The organism is Pseudomonas cremoris (assembly GCF_014230465.1).
This window is the reverse complement of sequence record NZ_JAAXCY010000010.1, coordinates 159,425-175,566: the sequence shown is the minus strand read 5'-3', so window position 1 is coordinate 175,566 and position 16,142 is coordinate 159,425. Positions and strand designations below refer to the sequence as shown.

Below are 16,142 nucleotides of genomic sequence, written 5' to 3'. Positions count from 1 at the left end.
CCATGAACAACCGTCGATTCGTAAGAACCGCAGGCTGGCTGGCGCTGCCCTGCCTGGTCGCCGCAGGTGTGTTGGCCTGGTACGTCACCCGCCAGCCCACCTCCCCGTTTGAACAAGCACAAAGCGTGGACGCCGCGTTGGTCAGTCGCGGCGAGTACGTCGCCCGGCTCAGCGACTGCGTGGCCTGCCACAGCTTGCCGGGCAAGACACCGTTTGCCGGCGGCCTGGAAATGGCCACACCGCTGGGGGCGATTCACGCCACCAATATCACCCCGGACCGTGATCACGGCATCGGCGCTTACTCCTTGGCCGACTTCGACCGGGCGGTGCGCCACGGCGTAGCACCGGGTGGCCGCAGGCTTTACCCGGCCATGCCCTACCCGTCCTATGTGAAGCTCAGCGACGATGATATCCGCGCGCTGTACGCGTTTTTCATGCAAGGCGTACAACCGGCCAGCGAACCGAACATCCCCAGCAGCATCCCCTGGCCGCTCAACCTGCGCTGGCCCATTGCGCTGTGGAACGGCGTGTTCGCCCCGAGCGACCCCTACGCCGCCAAGCCCGACCAGGACCCGCTGTGGAACCGTGGCGCCTACATCGTCCAAGGCCCCGGCCACTGCGGCAGTTGCCATACGCCGCGCGGCCTGGCCTTTAACGAGAAGGCGCTGGATGACTCCGGCAAGCCGTTTCTCAGCGGCGCCCTGCTCGACGGCTGGTACGCCCCCAGCCTGCGCCAAGACCCCAACACCGGGCTGGGCCGCTGGACCGAGCCGCAGATCGTGCAGTTCCTCAAAACCGGGCGTAACCAACATGCGGTGGTGTTCGGCTCGATGACCGAGGCGTTCAACAACTCCACGCAGTTCATGGCCGATGAAGATTTGGCCGCCATCGCCCGCTACCTCAAGTCTTTGCCGGGTGATCCGCAGCGCGACGGCACGCCTTGGCAATATCAGACCGCCGCTGCCGACACCGGCCCGGGCGCCCACACCTACGCCACCCGCTGCGCGTCCTGCCATGGCCTGGACGGCAAGGGCCAGCCCGAGTGGATGCCGCCGTTGGCCGGTGCCACCTCGGCACTTGCGAAGGAAAGCGCCTCGGCCATCAACATCACCTTAAATGGTTCGCAGCGGGTAGTGACGGCAGGAGTGCCAGATGCCTATCGCATGCCCGCGTTTCGTGAACAGCTGTCTGACCAGGAGATTGCCCAGGTGTTGAGTTATGTACGCAGCACCTGGGGCAACAAAGGGGACGCGGTGGACGCGCAAGCGGTGGGCAAGCTGCGCGGGCATACAGACCCGGCGAGCAGCAGCCCGATTATTTTGCATATGCGTTAACGGCCCATACTCGGTTAATTGTGGGAGCGGGCTTGCTCGCGAAAGCGGAGTGTCAGCCAATGAATCTGCGACTGATACACCGCGTTCGCGAGCAAGCCCGCTCCCACATTTGATCTGTAGTGTCTGTTCGACCTCATCACAATTGTTAACCGTTTCTTTGACGTTTTTTTCTCATTCCCCCCTCTACATTCGCCGCGCCTAAACATGCAAATGATTCCTATTGGTCTAGTCTCAATCGACCTCTCGCGGATTTCCCGTGCATTAATAAAAACCGGAGCGCTCACCGCATGACCACCCGTCTTCCGTCCTTTATCAAAAAAGCCCTGCTCGCCACCGCATTGGTCAGCGCCGGGCACGTGTATGCCGCCGACTCGGTGGGCATTGTGGTGTACAACGCCCAGCATGAAAGCCTCACCAAGGCGTGGGTTGAAGGGTTTACCCAGGAGACCGGGATTCCGGTGACGATCCGCAACGGCGACGACACCGAAATGGGCAACCAGCTCGTGCAGGAAGGCGCGGCCTCCCCGGCCGATGTATTCCTCACCGAAAACTCCCCGGCGATGGTGCTGGTGGACAACGCCGGGCTGTTCTCGCCGTTAGCGCCGACCACCCTGGAACAGGTGGACGCCGCCTATCGCCCGGCCCATGGCAAGTGGATCGGCATCGCCGCGCGCTCCACGGTGTTCGTGTACAACCCGAGCACGCTCAAAGAAGCCGACCTGCCCAAGTCGCTGCTGGACCTTGCTTCGCCAAGCTGGAAAGGCCGCTGGGCCGCCTCCCCGGCCGGTGCCGACTTCCAGGCAATCGTCGCCGCCGTGCTGGAGCTGAAAGGCGAAGCCGCCACCCTCGACTGGCTCAAGGCAATGAAAGCCAACGCCACCATTTATCGCGGCAACAGCGCGGTACTCAAGGCCGTCAACGCTGGCCAGGTGGACAGCGGCGTGATCTATCACTATTACAGCTTCGTCGACCAGTCCAAGACTGGCGAAAACAGCAAGAACACCAAACTGCACTACTTCAAACACCAGGACCCAGGCGCGTTTGTGAGTATTTCCGGGGCCGGTGTGTTGGCGTCCAGCAAGCATCAGGAACAGGCCCAGGCCTTCGTGAAGTGGATCACCGGCAAAGACGGCCAAGCCATTCTCAAGGACGGCACTTCGTTCGAATACGCTGTGGGCCAGAACGCCCAGTCCAACCCCAAGCTGACGCCGCTGGCACAGCTGGACGCGCCGAAGGTCGATGCGTCCAAGCTCAACAGCAAGAAAGCGGTGGAGTTGATGACCCAGGCCGGACTGCTCTGATTGTTGCCTGAAACCTCCCTCCCAGGTGTTGCACACGCAGCGCCACGCAAACGCGCCCACGGTTTGTTCAAAAGCCGTGGGGGCACGTGGGTCACCGGTTTATCGGTGCTGGTGTCGTTGCTGGCGCTGCTGCCGATTGCGTTTGTGATCGGCGTGTCCTGGCAGATCGGCTGGGCGCAGATCGAAGCGTTGGTGTGGCGCCCTCGTGTCGGCGAATTGCTGACAAACACCGTGCTGCTGGTGGTACTCACACTGCCGTTGTGCATTGTGTTGGGTGTTGCGCTGGCGTGGTTGACCGAGCGCACCGACCTGCCGGGGCGCCGCTTCTGGTCGCTGCTGGCCGTTGCGCCACTGGCGGTGCCGGCGTTTGTGCACAGTTACGCCTGGGTCAGCCTGGTGCCGTCGATCCACGGTTTACCAGCCGGTGTGCTGGTGTCGGTGATTGCCTATTTCCCCTTTCTGTACTTGCCGGTGGCGGCGACTTTGCGCCGGCTTGATCCTGCGATTGAAGACGTGGCCGAGTCCCTGGGCCTCAAGCCCTGGGCGGTGTTTTTTCGGGTGGTTTTGCCCCAGTTGCGCCTGGCGATTTGCGGCGGTGCGCTGTTGGTGGGCCTGCACCTGCTGGCCGAATACGGCCTGTACGCGATGATTCGTTTCGATACGTTCACCACGGCGATTTTCGATCAGTTCAAATCCACGTTTAACGGCCCGGCAGCGAATATGCTCGCGGCCGTGCTGGCACTGTGTTGCCTGGCGATGCTCACCGCCGAGTCCGCCGCACGCGGCCATGCGCGTTATGCGCGGGTCGGTTCCGGCAGCGCCCGTGAACAGCGCATCGTTGTGCTGGGCACCGGCACCACCCTGCTCTCCCTCGGCTTGCAAATGGCAACCTGCGCACTGGCCCTCGGCGTTCCGCTGATTACCTTGGGCAAATGGCTGATCGCCGGTGGCCGCGAGGTCTGGCAGTTGGGCGAACTGTTGCCGGCGCTGGAGCAAACCGTGCTGCTGGGCATCGCCGGTGCCGTGTTGACCACCTGCGCGGCGGTGCCGATTGCCTGGTTGTCGATTCGTGCGCCGGGGCGGTTGCAGCGCATTCTGGAAGGCTGCAACTACATCACCAGCTCCTTGCCCGGCATCGTCGTGGCCCTGGCGTTGGTTACGGTGACCATCCACTTCGCCCGGCCAATCTACCAAACCACGATTACCGTGCTGCTCGCCTACCTGCTGATGTTCCTGCCACGAGCCCTGGTGAGCTTGCGCGCCGGCATCGCACAGGCACCCGTGGAGCTGGAAAACATGGCCCGCAGCCTCGGCCGCTCGCCAGGTCGGGCGTTGTGGCTGATCACGATGCGCCTGGCCGCACCGTCTGCCGCTGCCGGTGCGGCGCTGGTGTTCCTGGCGATCACCAATGAATTGACCGCCACCTTGCTGCTGGCGCCCAACGGCACGCGCACCTTGGCCACCGGCTTCTGGGCGATGACCAGCGAGATCGACTACGCGGCGGCGGCGCCTTACGCGCTGATCATGATCCTGCTGTCTCTGCCGTTGACCGGCCTTCTCTACCATCAATCCAAACGCACGGCAGGCCGATGAACGCCCTCGAACTGAACGCACTCTGCAAATCCTTCGGCGCCCAGCGTGCCCTGGCGGACGTCAGTCTGTCGGTGCCCACCGGCAGCCGTACGGTGATCGTCGGGCCGTCCGGCTCGGGCAAGACCACCTTGCTGCGGATGATTGCCGGCTTTGAATTCCCCGACACCGGCAGCCTCACGCTGAACGGGCAAACCCTGGTCGACAACACCCACGCCGTGCCAGCGCACCAACGCCAGATCGGTTATGTGCCGCAGGACGGCGCGCTGTTTCCGCACATGACCGTGGCCGACAACATCGGCTTCGGCCTGGCAACCAAGGGTGAACCGCGCCACGAACGCATCGCCGAACTGATGGACAGCGTGGCCCTCGACACCACCATGGCGCGGCGCTGGCCCCACGAACTCTCCGGTGGTCAGCAACAACGCGTGGCGCTGGCCCGCGCATTGGCGCAACAGCCGCGCCTGATGCTGCTGGATGAACCCTTCTCCGCACTGGACACCGGCTTACGCTCGGCCATGCGCAAAATGGTCGCGCGCCTGCTCAGTGACGCGGGCATTACCACGATCCTGGTCACCCACGATCAAAGCGAAGCCCTGTCGTTTGCCGATCAACTGGCCGTGATGCGCCAGGGTCGGCTGGTGCAGTCGGGCCATCCGATGGACCTGTACCAATACCCCGTCGACGAGCAGACCGCGTTGTTCCTGGGCGAAGCCGTGGTGATGCCCGCCAGGATCGAAGCCGGCTGGGCCCATTGCGGCCTGGGGCGCGTGCCCGTCGACAGCAAGCTCGACCACGCCACCACCCGGATCATGCTGCGCCCTGAACAGTTGCAGCTCAGTACCACCGACGATTCCGGTTGCCGTGGCGTGGTGACCGAGCGCGAATTCGGTGGCAATACCTGCACCCTGACCGTGGAGTTGCAAGCCGACGGCCAAGCCATCCTGGTGCGCAGCTCTGGCCTGCAGGCGCCGCCCCTGGGCAGCGTGGTGCACCTCACCACCGTGGGCACGGCTCATGTTCTGAAAAAAACCGCCACCCTCAGTCCCAGCTAAGTTTCGCGGTTTACCTTCTCCCCTGCGCCAACCACAGCGCGGTCAAGGAGAGGTAAACCCGATGAATGCCACAGCAGCCCGTTGGCTGAACAAAGTACCCGAGGTGACGCTGTCCTTCTGGGTGATCAAGATCCTGTCCACCACCGTGGGCGAAACCGGCGCGGACTACCTCGCCGTGGATGCCGGCTTCGGTGCCGGCTGGACCAGCCTCGGCATGGCTGCGCTGCTGGCCATCGCCTTGTTCCGGCAGATGCGCACCAAGGCCTACACCCCGTGGATCTACTGGCTGACCGTGGTGCTGGTGAGCATCGTCGGCACGCAGATCACCGACATCCTCACCGACAAACTCGACGTCAGCCTTTACACCAGCACGGCGATTTTCTCGGTGCTGTTGGCGCTTAATTTCATGGTCTGGTATCGCACCGAGCGCAGCCTGTCGATCCGCGACATCGTTACACCACGCCGCGAGTGGTTCTACTGGACCACGGTGCTGTGCACCTTTGCCCTCGGCACTGCCGCCGGCGACTTGGCCACCGAAGCGCTGGGCCTGGGCTTTACCCTCGGTGCAGTGATCTTCGCAGTTTTGATCGCCGTCGCGATGCTGGCCTGGAGCGTGGGCGTCAACAGCGTGCTGACGTTTTGGGTCGCCTACATCCTCACCCGCCCGTTCGGCGCCTCCCTCGGCGACCTGCTCACCCAGGCCAAGACCTACGGCGGCCTGGGCATGGGCTCCAGTTGGACCAGCGCCCTCTTCCTCTGCGTGATTGTGCTGCTGGTGGCCGTCGCGCAGCTCAACGTCGGCAACCGCAAAGCGATTACCCAATGATTATTCACCCCAAGGAAAACCTCATGCGCCCTGTACACAACTTGATTCGCCGCGTCGCCATCGCCTCAGCCATTCTGATGCTGGGCATCGCCACCGGCTGCTCCAAACCTGCCGACAAACCCAAGGACGCCACCGGTGCGCCGACCAGCCAACGCCAGGCATCGAAACTGGGCGACCTGTCGGAGTTCCGCAACATCGCAGTGGACGTCTCGGCGTTGGTTGTCAGCAACGACCTGGCAGGCGCCAAAGCCCGCATCAAAGACCTGGAAACCAGCTGGGACGCCGCCGAAGCCGGCATCAAGCCCCGCGCCGCCAGCGACTGGCATGTGCTGGACAAAGCCATCGACCGCGCGCTTTCGGCATTGCGTGACGGCAACCCGAACCAGGCCGACTGCAAGGCCTCGATGGACGACCTGCTCAAGGCCTTCGACACGATGAAAGGCTGACGCTTGTCGGCACAGGTGCTTCACTACACACGCGGCGATCACCTCGCCGCGTGTGCTTTTTTCTGCGGAGAGTGCCATGCGCATACTGCTGGTCGAAGACGACCCGATGATTGGCGACGCGATCCAACGCGCGCTCAGCGATGCGAGCTACGCCGCCGACTGGGTCAAGAACGGCCTCTCGGGCCTGGCCGCCCTCGACACCCACCCCTACGACCTGGTGCTGCTGGACCTGGGCCTGCCCGGCAAGGACGGCCTCGATGTGCTGGACACAATCCGTGCGCGCAACAACCCGGTGCCCCTGCTGATCATCACCGCCCGCGACAACCTCGACGACCGTTTGCGCGGCCTCGACGGTGGCGCCGATGACTATTTGCTCAAGCCGTTCGACCTCTCGGAGCTGCTCGCGCGCATCCGCGCCGTGCTGCGGCGCAAAGGCGGCAGCGCGTTGTCGGTGCTGGGCAACGGCGTGGTGTCGCTGGACCTGCTGTCCAAAGAGGCCAGTACTGAGGAACAAAGCGGCGTGGCGCTGTCGGGCCGAGAGTTTGCACTGCTGCAGGCGTTGTTGATTCGCCCCGGGGCGATCCTGTCACGCAGCGAGTTGGAAGACCGCTTGTATGGCTGGGGCAACGAAGTCGAGAGCAATGCCATCGAGTTCCTGATCCATGCGTTGCGGCGCAAGTTGGGCAGTCACGTGATCAAGAATGTCAGGGGCATGGGATGGATGGTTTCAAAAAGCGTTTGAATGAGTCGGTGCAACTGCGGCTGTCGGTGACGCTGTCACTGGCAATTCTGTTGGTGGCGCTGCTGGCCAGCGTATTCGCCTTTGTCTCGGCGTTTGAAGAGGCCCACGAACAGCAGGACGACACCTTGCGCCAGGTGGCGATGCTGTTTGACCGCCAGCAGATGACCTTGCAATACCCCCAAGGCCCGGCCATCGACGGTGATGACGAAGAGTCGCGGGTGATCATCCAATACCTGGGCGACGGCCAGCACGCGACGGGCGCCACCGATGAAGCGCTGCCCCTGCCCTTTCCAACGACGCTCACCGATGGCCTGTCCACCGTTGAAGTGGCCGGTGAGGCCTTTCGCGTATTGGTGCGCAGCACCGCCCAGGGCCAGCGGATTGCCGTAGCGCAGGAACAGGACGCCCGCGACAAGGATGCCCGCGAAAGTGCCTGGCGCAGCCTGTTGCCGTTCCTGATTCTGTTTCCGGTGCTGTTGCTGGTGGTCGGCGACCTGGTGCGCAAGCTGTTTCGCCCGATCGGCGTGCTGGCGGCAGAGATCGATCAGCGGGCCGAGCAGGAGTTGCATCCAATCCAGGAGCAGCACCTGCCCACCGAAGTGCGCCCGTTTGTGGTCGCCATCAATCGCCTGCTGGCGCGGGTGGCCCAGTCCATGGACAGCCAGCGGCGCTTTGTTGCCGATGCGGCCCATGAGTTGCGCTCGCCAATGACCGCCTTGTCCTTGCAGGCCGAGCGGCTCGCCGCCACCGAGATGTTGCCTGCGACCCGCGAGCGGTTTGACCCGTTGTCACGGGGCATTGAGCGCGGTCGCAAACTGATTGATCAGCTGTTGAGCCTGGCGGCGGCGCAATCGACATCAGAACGGGCACAAACCCGGCTTTCGGTACATGAGTTGTATCGACAGGTCCTGGAAGACCTGCTGCCCCTGGCCGAACGCAAGCAGATCGACATCGGCGTCGACAGTCCCCAGGACGCGCACGTGGTCTTTAACGAGTTGGACCTGTTTACCTTGGTGAAGAACCTGGTAGACAACGCCATCCGCTATACCCCTGCGGGCGGGCGCATCGACTTGTCGGTCCAAGCAACGCCCGGCGCTGTACACCTGCAAATCAAGGACTCAGGCCCAGGCATTGCCGGGGAAGAACAGGCCCGCGTGTTCGACCCGTTCTATCGCAGCCTGGGCACCGACGAAGCCGGTTCCGGGCTGGGGCTGTCGATCGTCAAGGCGATCGCCGAGCGCACCGGGGCACGGGTTGAACTGGCATTCAGCGATCCGGCGGCACAGCGTGGCTTGTGTGTTTCGGTGTGGATTCCAGAGGTTTATCCCGCACCATAAAGCCCTTTTGACCCACCACAGGGCGCTATCCAGTGCCCTTGAAACTTACCCCGAAAAAAATCCCGAACGGCCATTGTTAACATCTTAATTACAAGGTTAACATGTTAATCAATCCAGCCAGATTCAGGAGTCAGACATGCGCCGCGCCGCCAGCGACATCGCCACCGGTACCTTGTTCGGCATCGCCTTGAACTACCAAGGCCTGCTGCACAGCCGACTGGACGAATTCAACCAGCCGCCTTACCAGAAGCCGCCGCAAAAACCGGTGCTGTTCATCAAGACGCCGAACACCCGCTCCGTCGACGGCCAAGCCGTGATCGCCCCCACTGGCGAGCGCCTGCAGCCTGGCCCGGCGCTGGGGGTAGTGATCGGCAAGACCGCCAGCCGCGTGGCCGAACAGGACGCCCTCGCGCATGTCGCCGGCTACGTGATCGTCAACGAATTCAGCCTGCCGGAAGACAGCTACTACCGCCCCTCCGTCAAAGCCAAATGCCGCGATGGTTTTTGTGCGCTCAGCGGCGAAGTGATCCCCACTGGCGAAGTGCCGGATGTCCACGGGCTGGTGCTCACGCTGCTGGTCAACGGCGAAGTACGCCAGGAAAACACCACGGCCAATTTCGTGCGCAGCATTCCTCGGTTGATCGCCGAACTCAGTGAATTCATGACCCTGCACGCAGGCGATGTGCTGATCACCGGCACACCTGAAGGCCGCGTCGACGTCGTGCCCGGCGATGAAGTTGTCGTCGAGATCAGCGGCCTGGGTCGCCTGACCAACCCTATTGTGGCCGAGTGAGGAAACACCGATGAAGCACGCACGCATTCGCTATCAGAACCAAATCCATGCGGTCACGGTAGAGGCCGACAACGCCGTCCGCCTCGCCGATGGCCGCCTACTCGCCGAGCAGCAAGTTGAATGGCTGCCGCCCGCCGAGGGCAGCATGTTCGCCCTGGGGCTGAACTACGCCGACCACGCCGCTGAATTGGCCTTTAATGCGCCGACCGAGCCGCTGGCCTTTATCAAATCCCCCGGCACCTACACCGGACACAAACAAACCACCTGGCGCCCCGACAACGTCAAGTACATGCACTACGAGTGCGAACTGGTGGCGGTGATCGGCAAGCCGGCGCGCAACGTCAAGCGTGAAGACGCGCTGAGCTACCTGGCTGGCTACACGGTGTGCAACGACTACGCCATCCGCGACTACCTGGAAAACTACTACCGCCCCAACCTGCGCGTAAAAAACCGCGACTGCACCACCCCGGTCGGCCCTTGGATCGTCGACGCCGCCGATGTGCCCGACCCGTCAGCCCTCAAGTTGCGCACCTGGATCAATGGCGAGTTGAAACAAGAAGGCAGCACCGCCGACATGATCTTCGACATCCCTTACCTGATCGAATACTTCTCCAGCTTCATGACCCTGCAACCGGGCGACATGATCGCCACCGGCACGCCCGAAGGCCTGGCCGACGTCGTGCCGGGCGATGAGGTGGTGGTGGAGGTCGAAGGCGTTGGCCGGCTGGTCAACCGCATTGTCAGTGAATCCGAATTCTTTGCCGCTCGCGGCTGAAAACAACAGAGAGAACAGCATGATCAAGCACTGGATCAACGGCCGCGAAGTCGACAGCCCCGACACCTTCACCAACTACAACCCGGCCACCGGCGAAGCCCTTGGTGAAGTCGCCAGCGGTGGTGCCGATGAGGTCAACCTGGCCGTGGCTGCTGCCAAGGAAGCCTTCCCCAAGTGGGCCAACACCCCGGCCAAGGAACGCGCCCGGTTGATGCGCAAGCTCGGTGAGTTGATCGAGCAGAACGTGCCCAACCTGGCCGAACTGGAAACCCTGGACACCGGCCTGCCGATCCATCAGACCAAGAACGTGCTGATCCCACGCGCGTCCCACAACTTCGACTTCTTCGCCGAAGTCTGCACGCGCATGGACGGCCATAGCTACCCGGTGGACGACCAGATGCTCAACTACACCCTGCGCCAGCCGGTGGGCGTGTGTGCGCTGGTGTCGCCGTGGAACGTGCCGTTCATGACCGCCACCTGGAAAACCGCGCCGGCCCTGGCGTTGGGTAATACCGCAGTGCTGAAGATGAGCGAACTGTCGCCGCTGACCGCCAATGAACTGGGGCGCCTGGCGCTCGAAGCCGGTATCCCGCCCGGCGTGCTCAACGTGGTGCAAGGCTACGGCGCCACGGCCGGCGATGCGTTGGTGCGCCACCCGGATGTGCGCGCCATCTCCTTCACCGGCGGCACCGCCACCGGGCGCCGGATCATGCAGACAGGCGGCCTGAAAAAGTACTCGATGGAACTGGGCGGCAAGAGCCCGGTGCTGATCTTTGACGATGCCGATCTCGATCGCGCCCTGGATGCGGCGCTGTTCACCATCTTCTCGTTGAACGGCGAACGCTGCACCGCCGGCAGCCGCATCTTTATCCAGGAAACCGTGTACGACCAGTTCGTCGCCGAGTTCGTAGCCCGCGCCAAGCGCTTGATCGTCGGCGACCCGCAAGACCCGAAAACCCAGGTCGGCTCGATGATCACCCAGGCCCACTACGACAAGGTCACCGGCTACATCAAGATCGGCATCGAGGAAGGCGCCAACCTGCTGGCCGGCGGCCTGGAGCGCCCGGCCAACCTGCCGGCGCACTTGTCCAAGGGCCAGTTCATCCAACCCACCGTGTTTGCCGATGTGGACAACCGCATGCGCATTGCGCAGGAAGAAATCTTCGGCCCGGTGGTGTGCCTGATCAAGTTCAAGGACGAAGCCGAGGCCCTGCGCCTGGCCAACGACACCGAGTACGGCCTGGCCTCCTACATCTGGACCCAGGACATCGGCAAGGCCCATCGCCTGGCCTACGGCATCGAGGCCGGCATGGTGTTCATCAACAGCCAGAACGTACGCGACCTGCGCCAGCCGTTCGGTGGCGTGAAGGGCTCGGGCACTGGCCGTGAAGGCGGCGAGTACAGCTTCGAAGTGTTCACTGAAGCGAAGAACATCTGCATCTCCATGGGCAGCCACCACATTCCACGCTGGGGTGTGTAACGATCGACTCGCAATCGTGACCCTGCCGGGTTTATAAAACGGCAAGGGTCACCGGCTACCTTCGCGCAGACCATCACAAGAATACGGGCCCCCGAGGGCCCCGCCAGGAGAACCGTCATGGGCAAGCTTGCTCTCGCTGCCAAGATCACCCACGTTCCCTCGATGTACCTGTCGGAACTGCCCGGCCCACGCCAAGGGTTTCGCAAGGCCGCCATCGACGGCCACCTCGAAATCAGCCGGCGCTGCCGCGAACTGGGGGTGGACACCCTCGTGGTGTTCGACACCCATTGGCTGGTCAACGCCAACTACCACATCAATTGCGGGCCGCATTTCAAAGGCCTGTACACCAGCAACGAACTGCCGCATTTCATCAGCAACATGGAATACGAGTTCCCGGGCAACCCGGCGCTGGGCAAGATCCTCGCCGATGAATGCAACCGCCTGGGCGTGGAAACCATGGCCCACCACGCCACCACCCTCGCACCGGAATACGGCACCCTGGTGCCGATGCGTTACATGAACGCCGACCAGCATTTCAAGGTGATCTCGGTGTCGTCGCTGTGCACCTCGCACTACCTCAACGACAGCGCGCGTCTGGGCTGGGCCATGCGCAAGGCGGTGGAAGACCACTACGACGGCACCGTGGCGTTCCTCGCCAGTGGCTCGCTGTCGCACCGTTTTGCGCAGAACGGCCAGGCACCGGAGTTCGCCACCAAAATCTGGAGCCCGTTCCTCGAAACCCTCGACGAGCGCGTGGTGCAGATGTGGGAACACGCCGAGTGGGCCGAGTTCTGCGGCATGCTTCCGGAGTATGCGGCCAAGGGGCATGGCGAGGGCTTCATGCACGACACCGCGATGCTGCTGGGGGCCATGGGCTGGTCGAACTACGACGCCAAGGTCGAGGTGCTCACGCCCTACTTCGCCGCCTCCGGCACCGGCCAGATCAACGCAGTGTTCCCGGTGACGCCACAAGACGGTTCGGCGACGCCGCCGGCCAGTGCGTCCAACCCTTCCGCCGTGGCGTCCACCAGCCGCCTTTGACCAGGAGCTTCACATGCCCCATCTCGTGCTGCTCTACACCGCCGATCTGGAACACTGCGCCGATATCCCAGGCCTGTGCCGCGCACTTGCCGACACCATGCTTGAACAACACGACGAAAGCGGCAAAACCGTTTTCCCAAAGGGCGGCACCCGCGTGCTGGCCTACCCCGCCGCCCACAGCGCCGTGGCGGATGGCCAGGGTAATTACGGCTTTTTGTACGCCAACCTGCGCATGGGCGCAGGCCGCAGCGCCACGGTGCACAAGCAAGTCGGCGACCAGTTGCTGGCGGTGTTGAACGCGCGCCTGGGCCACCTGCTGCTGGAACGACCGATCGGCATCACCCTGCAGATCGACGAAAGCCCAGGCCAAGTCTACGACGGCAAACACAGCAGCCTGCACCCGCTGTTCAACCGCTGAATGCTTCTTTGCAGAGAAACCCGCCATGCTCGATTCAACGTTGATCCAACAGGCGGCCGATCGCCTGAACACCGCCGAACGCACCCGCCAGCAGGTGCCACAGTTTTCCCTGGCCTACCCCGACATCACGATCGAAGACGCCTACGCCATCCAGCGCGCGTGGGTGGCACAGAAAATCAAGGACGGGCGCAAGCTCGTCGGCCACAAGATCGGCCTGACCTCGCGCGCCATGCAAGTGTCATCGAACATCACCGAACCTGACTTTGGCGCCTTGCTCGACGATATGTTCTTCGACGAAGGCACCGACATTCCTTTCGAGCGTTTTATCGTGCCACGGGTTGAAGTGGAGCTGGCGTTCATCCTCGGCAAGCCGCTCAAGGGCCCGAACGTGTCGGTGTTCGACGTGCTGGACGCCACCGAATGGGTGATCCCGGCACTGGAAATCATCGACGCTCGTATCCAGCAGATCGACCCGCAGACCGGCACGACCCGCAAAGTGTTCGACACCATTTCCGATAACGCCGCCAACGCCGGCGTGGTGATGGGCGGCCGCCCCGTGCGCCCCACCGACGTCGACCTGCGGCGCATTCCGGCGGTGCTGTACCGCAACGGAGTGATCGAGGAATCCGGTGTCAGCGCCGCCGTGCTCAACCACCCGGCCAAAGGCGTGGCATGGCTGGCCAACAAGCTGGCGGCCTACGACGTGACCCTGGAAGCGGGCCAGATCATCCTTGGCGGCTCCTTCACCCGGCCGGTAGCGGCCAATCCAGGGGACACCTTCCATGTCGACTACGACCAACTGGGCAGCATCGCCTGCCGCTTCGTCTGAGGGTTGAACCATGCTGAAAAACGCCTTCAAGGCCCGCCTCAAGGCCGGTGAACCGCAAATCGGCCTGTGGCTGGGCCTGGCCGATGCGTACTGCGCGGAGCTGGCGGCCAACGCCGGCTTTGACTGGTTGCTGATCGACGGCGAGCACGCCCCCAATGACTTGCGCAGCCTGCTTGGCCAGTTGCAGGCGATTGCACCCTACCCGTCGCAACCGATCATCCGCCCGGTGGTGGGCGACACGGCGCTGATCAAGCAAGTGCTGGATATTGGCGTGCAAACCCTGCTGGTGCCCATGGTTGAAAGTGCCGAACAAGCCCGCGAACTGGTGCGCGCCATCACCTACCCGCCCCACGGTGTACGCGGCGTCGGCAGTGCCCTGGCGCGGGCATCACGCTGGAACAGCGTGCCTGACTATTTGGATAAGGCCGATGAAGAAATGTGCCTGCTGGTGCAGATCGAAAACACCGTGGGCCTTGCGAACCTGGATGAGATTGCTTCAGTGGACGGTGTGGATGGCGTGTTCATCGGGCCTGCGGACCTGTCGGCCGCCATGGGCCATCGCGGCAACCCTGGCCACCCGGACGTGCAAGCGGCTATCGAGGATGCGATTGCACGCGTGCGTAAAGCGGGCAAGGCCGTGGGTATCTTGAGTGCTGATGAGACGTTGGCGCGCCGCTACCTGGAATTGGGCGCTACATTTGTGGCCGTCGGCGTGGATACCACCGTGTTGATGCGCGGCCTGCAAACCCTGGCGGGTCGCTTCAAAAATATCGAACCCCCTGCACCCGCAGCAGGTGGGGTGTACTGATCCCCAAACACACCGCTCCCACAGGGATCAACGGTGTACCCAGTTCCCGAGCCTGACACAAATCCAAATGTGGGAGCTGGCTTGCCTGCGAAAGCGGTCGGTCAGCCAGCACTTGTATTAACTGACACGCCGCCTTCGCGAGCAAGCCCGCTCCCACAGGGGATCAGCGGTGTACCCAGTTCCCGAGCCTGGCACCAATCCAACTGTGTGGCTTGCCTGCGAAAGCGGTGGGTAAGAAGTCACCTGCGCAACATTGCCCTGTAGTGAGCGGGCTTGCCCCGCGCTGGGCTGCGAAGCAGCCCCAACAAGACCGCCGCGCTGTATCAGGTACATCGCGGTGGCAGGTTTTAGGGCCGCTTCGCAGCCCGGCGCGGGGCAAGCCCGCTCACTACAAGATCACCTTGAGCAAGACTTGCTTGAAGTGCTCCAGCTCTTGCGCGTCAAACTCGCCAAACACCCGCTCTTGCTGCTGTCGGGCAATCTCCCACAAGCCTTCGGTCTGTTCGATGCCCTGCCCTGTCAGGTGCACACGCCCTCCCGCCTCGCTCACCAAGCCTTTGCGGGTCAGGTTGACGATAGCCTCGTCCACCTCACGCTGGGGCATCGCGACTTCCCGCAGCAGTTCACTCGGGCTCAGGCCGGCGTCCCGTTCCAACACCATCAACAAGCGAGCCTCGCTGGTGCGCAGGCCGGTCGCCAGTTGCCGGGGTTGGTAATCACACTGGTAACTGCGCACCGCCTGGGTCATGAGGTAGTACAGGTTGCCGCGCAAACGCCCTTGGAAGTCGCTGACGGGCTGGTCGACGGATTCGCCCTGGGCCAGTTGCGAATGCGGCAACACCATCGAATAAGCCCCCTGGTGATACAGCAACGGCGCGCGGCCAAAATCGTCAAAGCGCACCACCTTGCCGATCATGATCCAGTGATCGCCACCGTCCACCTGTTGGTACTTCTCACAATGAAAATGCGCCGCACAATCGGCAAATACCGGGGCACCCCCTTCACCGCGCTCATGGGCGATACCGGCAAAGCGGTCTTCCCGGGGCCGGGCGAAATTATTGGATAAGTCGATCTGGTTCGCCGCCAGGATGTTCACCGCAAAATGGCTGGCCTGCTCAAACACCCCATGGCTGGTGGAACGCTTGTCGATGCTCCACAACACCAGCGGTGGATCCAGCGATACCGAGTTGAAACTGTTGGCGGTCACACCCACCTGTTGACCGCCCTCAGTGGCGGCGGTGACCACGGTGACCCCCGTGGCGAAGTTGCCCAGCGCACGGCGAAAGGCGCGCGAATCAAATGGCGTAGACATGCAAGACTCCTGGCGCCGCACACGCAGCACCCTTGATTATTATTGTTGAGAAACC

The 16,142-nt window shown here is 63.1% G+C and carries 16 protein-coding genes; 15 read left to right on the top strand and 1 reads right to left on the bottom strand.

All coding sequences use genetic code 11. The features are described 5' to 3' along the window. The first annotated feature begins 2 nt into the window (after positions 1-2). The 15 genes from HF257_RS23960 (at position 3) to hpaI (ending at position 14,775) form a co-directional block, all read left to right on the top strand. On the top strand, positions 3-1,334 hold the full coding sequence (locus HF257_RS23960; RefSeq protein ID WP_185710191.1) for a c-type cytochrome: 1,332 nt from the start codon (positions 3-5) through the stop codon (positions 1,332-1,334). A 287-nt stretch (positions 1,335-1,621) separates the two neighbouring features. Beyond that, positions 1,622-2,635 carry an iron ABC transporter substrate-binding protein gene (locus HF257_RS23955; protein ID WP_185710190.1) on the top strand — a complete coding sequence of 338 codons (1,014 nt, stop codon included), beginning with the start codon at positions 1,622-1,624 and terminating at the stop codon, positions 2,633-2,635. Further along, complete coding sequence (locus HF257_RS23950; RefSeq protein ID WP_185710189.1) at positions 2,636-4,228, top strand: ABC transporter permease; 1,593 nt, start codon at positions 2,636-2,638, stop codon at positions 4,226-4,228. Beyond that, positions 4,225-5,280, top strand: a complete 1,056-nt coding sequence (locus HF257_RS23945) for an ABC transporter ATP-binding protein (protein WP_185710188.1) — start codon at positions 4,225-4,227, stop codon at positions 5,278-5,280. Before HF257_RS23950 ends, HF257_RS23945 begins: the two co-directional genes overlap by 4 nt. A gap of 61 nt (positions 5,281-5,341) precedes the next feature. Further along, complete coding sequence (locus HF257_RS23940) at positions 5,342-6,106, top strand: COG4705 family protein (protein WP_185710187.1); 765 nt, start codon at positions 5,342-5,344, stop codon at positions 6,104-6,106. Between the two features lie 23 nt (positions 6,107-6,129). Continuing rightward, positions 6,130-6,552: a hypothetical protein gene (locus tag HF257_RS23935; RefSeq protein WP_185710186.1), complete on the top strand. Its 423-nt coding sequence runs from the start codon at positions 6,130-6,132 to the stop codon at positions 6,550-6,552. A gap of 76 nt (positions 6,553-6,628) precedes the next feature. Continuing rightward, a complete protein-coding gene (locus tag HF257_RS23930; protein WP_185710185.1) occupies positions 6,629-7,294 on the top strand; it encodes a response regulator transcription factor in 666 nt (221 codons plus the stop codon). Beyond that, complete coding sequence (locus HF257_RS23925; RefSeq protein WP_185710184.1) at positions 7,270-8,631, top strand: ATP-binding protein; 1,362 nt, start codon at positions 7,270-7,272, stop codon at positions 8,629-8,631. Before HF257_RS23930 ends, HF257_RS23925 begins: the two co-directional genes overlap by 25 nt. Before the next feature lie 136 nt (positions 8,632-8,767). Beyond that, positions 8,768-9,424, top strand: coding sequence for a fumarylacetoacetate hydrolase family protein (locus tag HF257_RS23920; protein WP_185710183.1), 657 nt, complete (start codon positions 8,768-8,770; stop codon positions 9,422-9,424). Between the two features lie 10 nt (positions 9,425-9,434). Continuing rightward, positions 9,435-10,199 carry a fumarylacetoacetate hydrolase family protein gene (locus HF257_RS23915; RefSeq protein WP_185710182.1) on the top strand — a complete coding sequence of 255 codons (765 nt, stop codon included), beginning with the start codon at positions 9,435-9,437 and terminating at the stop codon, positions 10,197-10,199. A gap of 19 nt (positions 10,200-10,218) precedes the next feature. Further along, positions 10,219-11,679 carry a 5-carboxymethyl-2-hydroxymuconate semialdehyde dehydrogenase gene (gene hpaE, locus HF257_RS23910; RefSeq protein WP_185710181.1) on the top strand — a complete coding sequence of 487 codons (1,461 nt, stop codon included), beginning with the start codon at positions 10,219-10,221 and terminating at the stop codon, positions 11,677-11,679. A 117-nt stretch (positions 11,680-11,796) separates the two neighbouring features. Further along, positions 11,797-12,720: a 3,4-dihydroxyphenylacetate 2,3-dioxygenase gene (gene hpaD / locus HF257_RS23905; protein WP_185710180.1), complete on the top strand. Its 924-nt coding sequence runs from the start codon at positions 11,797-11,799 to the stop codon at positions 12,718-12,720. Positions 12,721-12,733: 13 nt separating this feature from the next. Further along, positions 12,734-13,138 (top strand): 5-carboxymethyl-2-hydroxymuconate isomerase, encoded by a 405-nt coding sequence (locus HF257_RS23900; RefSeq protein ID WP_185710179.1) that lies wholly within the window; start codon positions 12,734-12,736, stop codon positions 13,136-13,138. 25 nt (positions 13,139-13,163) lie between these two features. After that, entirely contained in the window at positions 13,164-13,967 is an 804-nt protein-coding gene (hpaH, locus tag HF257_RS23895) for a 2-oxo-hept-4-ene-1,7-dioate hydratase (protein WP_185710178.1), read from the top strand. A gap of 10 nt (positions 13,968-13,977) precedes the next feature. Continuing rightward, on the top strand, positions 13,978-14,775 hold the full coding sequence (gene hpaI, locus HF257_RS23890; protein ID WP_185710177.1) for a 4-hydroxy-2-oxoheptanedioate aldolase: 798 nt from the start codon (positions 13,978-13,980) through the stop codon (positions 14,773-14,775). Between the two features lie 388 nt (positions 14,776-15,163). Here hpaI and HF257_RS23885 read toward each other — a convergent pair whose 3' ends face one another. Beyond that, the gene (locus tag HF257_RS23885; protein WP_185710176.1) at positions 15,164-16,087 is read right to left on the bottom strand and encodes a p-hydroxyphenylacetate 3-hydroxylase reductase component; all 924 of its coding nucleotides are present in this window, start codon (positions 16,085-16,087) and stop codon (positions 15,164-15,166) included. Positions 16,088-16,142 lie beyond the last annotated feature (55 nt).

Coding starts and splice junctions, on each gene's coding strand:
- HF257_RS23945 (WP_185710188.1), top strand. CDS start 4,225: ATGAACGCCCTCGAACTGAACGCACTCTGCAAATCCTTCGGCGCCCAG.
- HF257_RS23940 (WP_185710187.1), top strand. CDS start 5,342: ATGAATGCCACAGCAGCCCGTTGGCTGAACAAAGTACCCGAGGTGACG.
- hpaI (WP_185710177.1), top strand. CDS start 13,978: ATGCTGAAAAACGCCTTCAAGGCCCGCCTCAAGGCCGGTGAACCGCAA.
- HF257_RS23960 (WP_185710191.1), top strand. CDS start 3: ATGAACAACCGTCGATTCGTAAGAACCGCAGGCTGGCTGGCGCTGCCC.
- HF257_RS23885 (WP_185710176.1), bottom strand. CDS start 16,087: ATGTCTACGCCATTTGATTCGCGCGCCTTTCGCCGTGCGCTGGGCAAC.
- hpaD (WP_185710180.1), top strand. CDS start 11,797: ATGGGCAAGCTTGCTCTCGCTGCCAAGATCACCCACGTTCCCTCGATG.
- HF257_RS23930 (WP_185710185.1), top strand. CDS start 6,629: ATGCGCATACTGCTGGTCGAAGACGACCCGATGATTGGCGACGCGATC.
- hpaH (WP_185710178.1), top strand. CDS start 13,164: ATGCTCGATTCAACGTTGATCCAACAGGCGGCCGATCGCCTGAACACC.
- HF257_RS23915 (WP_185710182.1), top strand. CDS start 9,435: ATGAAGCACGCACGCATTCGCTATCAGAACCAAATCCATGCGGTCACG.
- HF257_RS23920 (WP_185710183.1), top strand. CDS start 8,768: ATGCGCCGCGCCGCCAGCGACATCGCCACCGGTACCTTGTTCGGCATC.
- HF257_RS23925 (WP_185710184.1), top strand. CDS start 7,270: ATGGATGGTTTCAAAAAGCGTTTGAATGAGTCGGTGCAACTGCGGCTG.
- HF257_RS23935 (WP_185710186.1), top strand. CDS start 6,130: ATGCGCCCTGTACACAACTTGATTCGCCGCGTCGCCATCGCCTCAGCC.
- hpaE (WP_185710181.1), top strand. CDS start 10,219: ATGATCAAGCACTGGATCAACGGCCGCGAAGTCGACAGCCCCGACACC.
- HF257_RS23955 (WP_185710190.1), top strand. CDS start 1,622: ATGACCACCCGTCTTCCGTCCTTTATCAAAAAAGCCCTGCTCGCCACC.
- HF257_RS23900 (WP_185710179.1), top strand. CDS start 12,734: ATGCCCCATCTCGTGCTGCTCTACACCGCCGATCTGGAACACTGCGCC.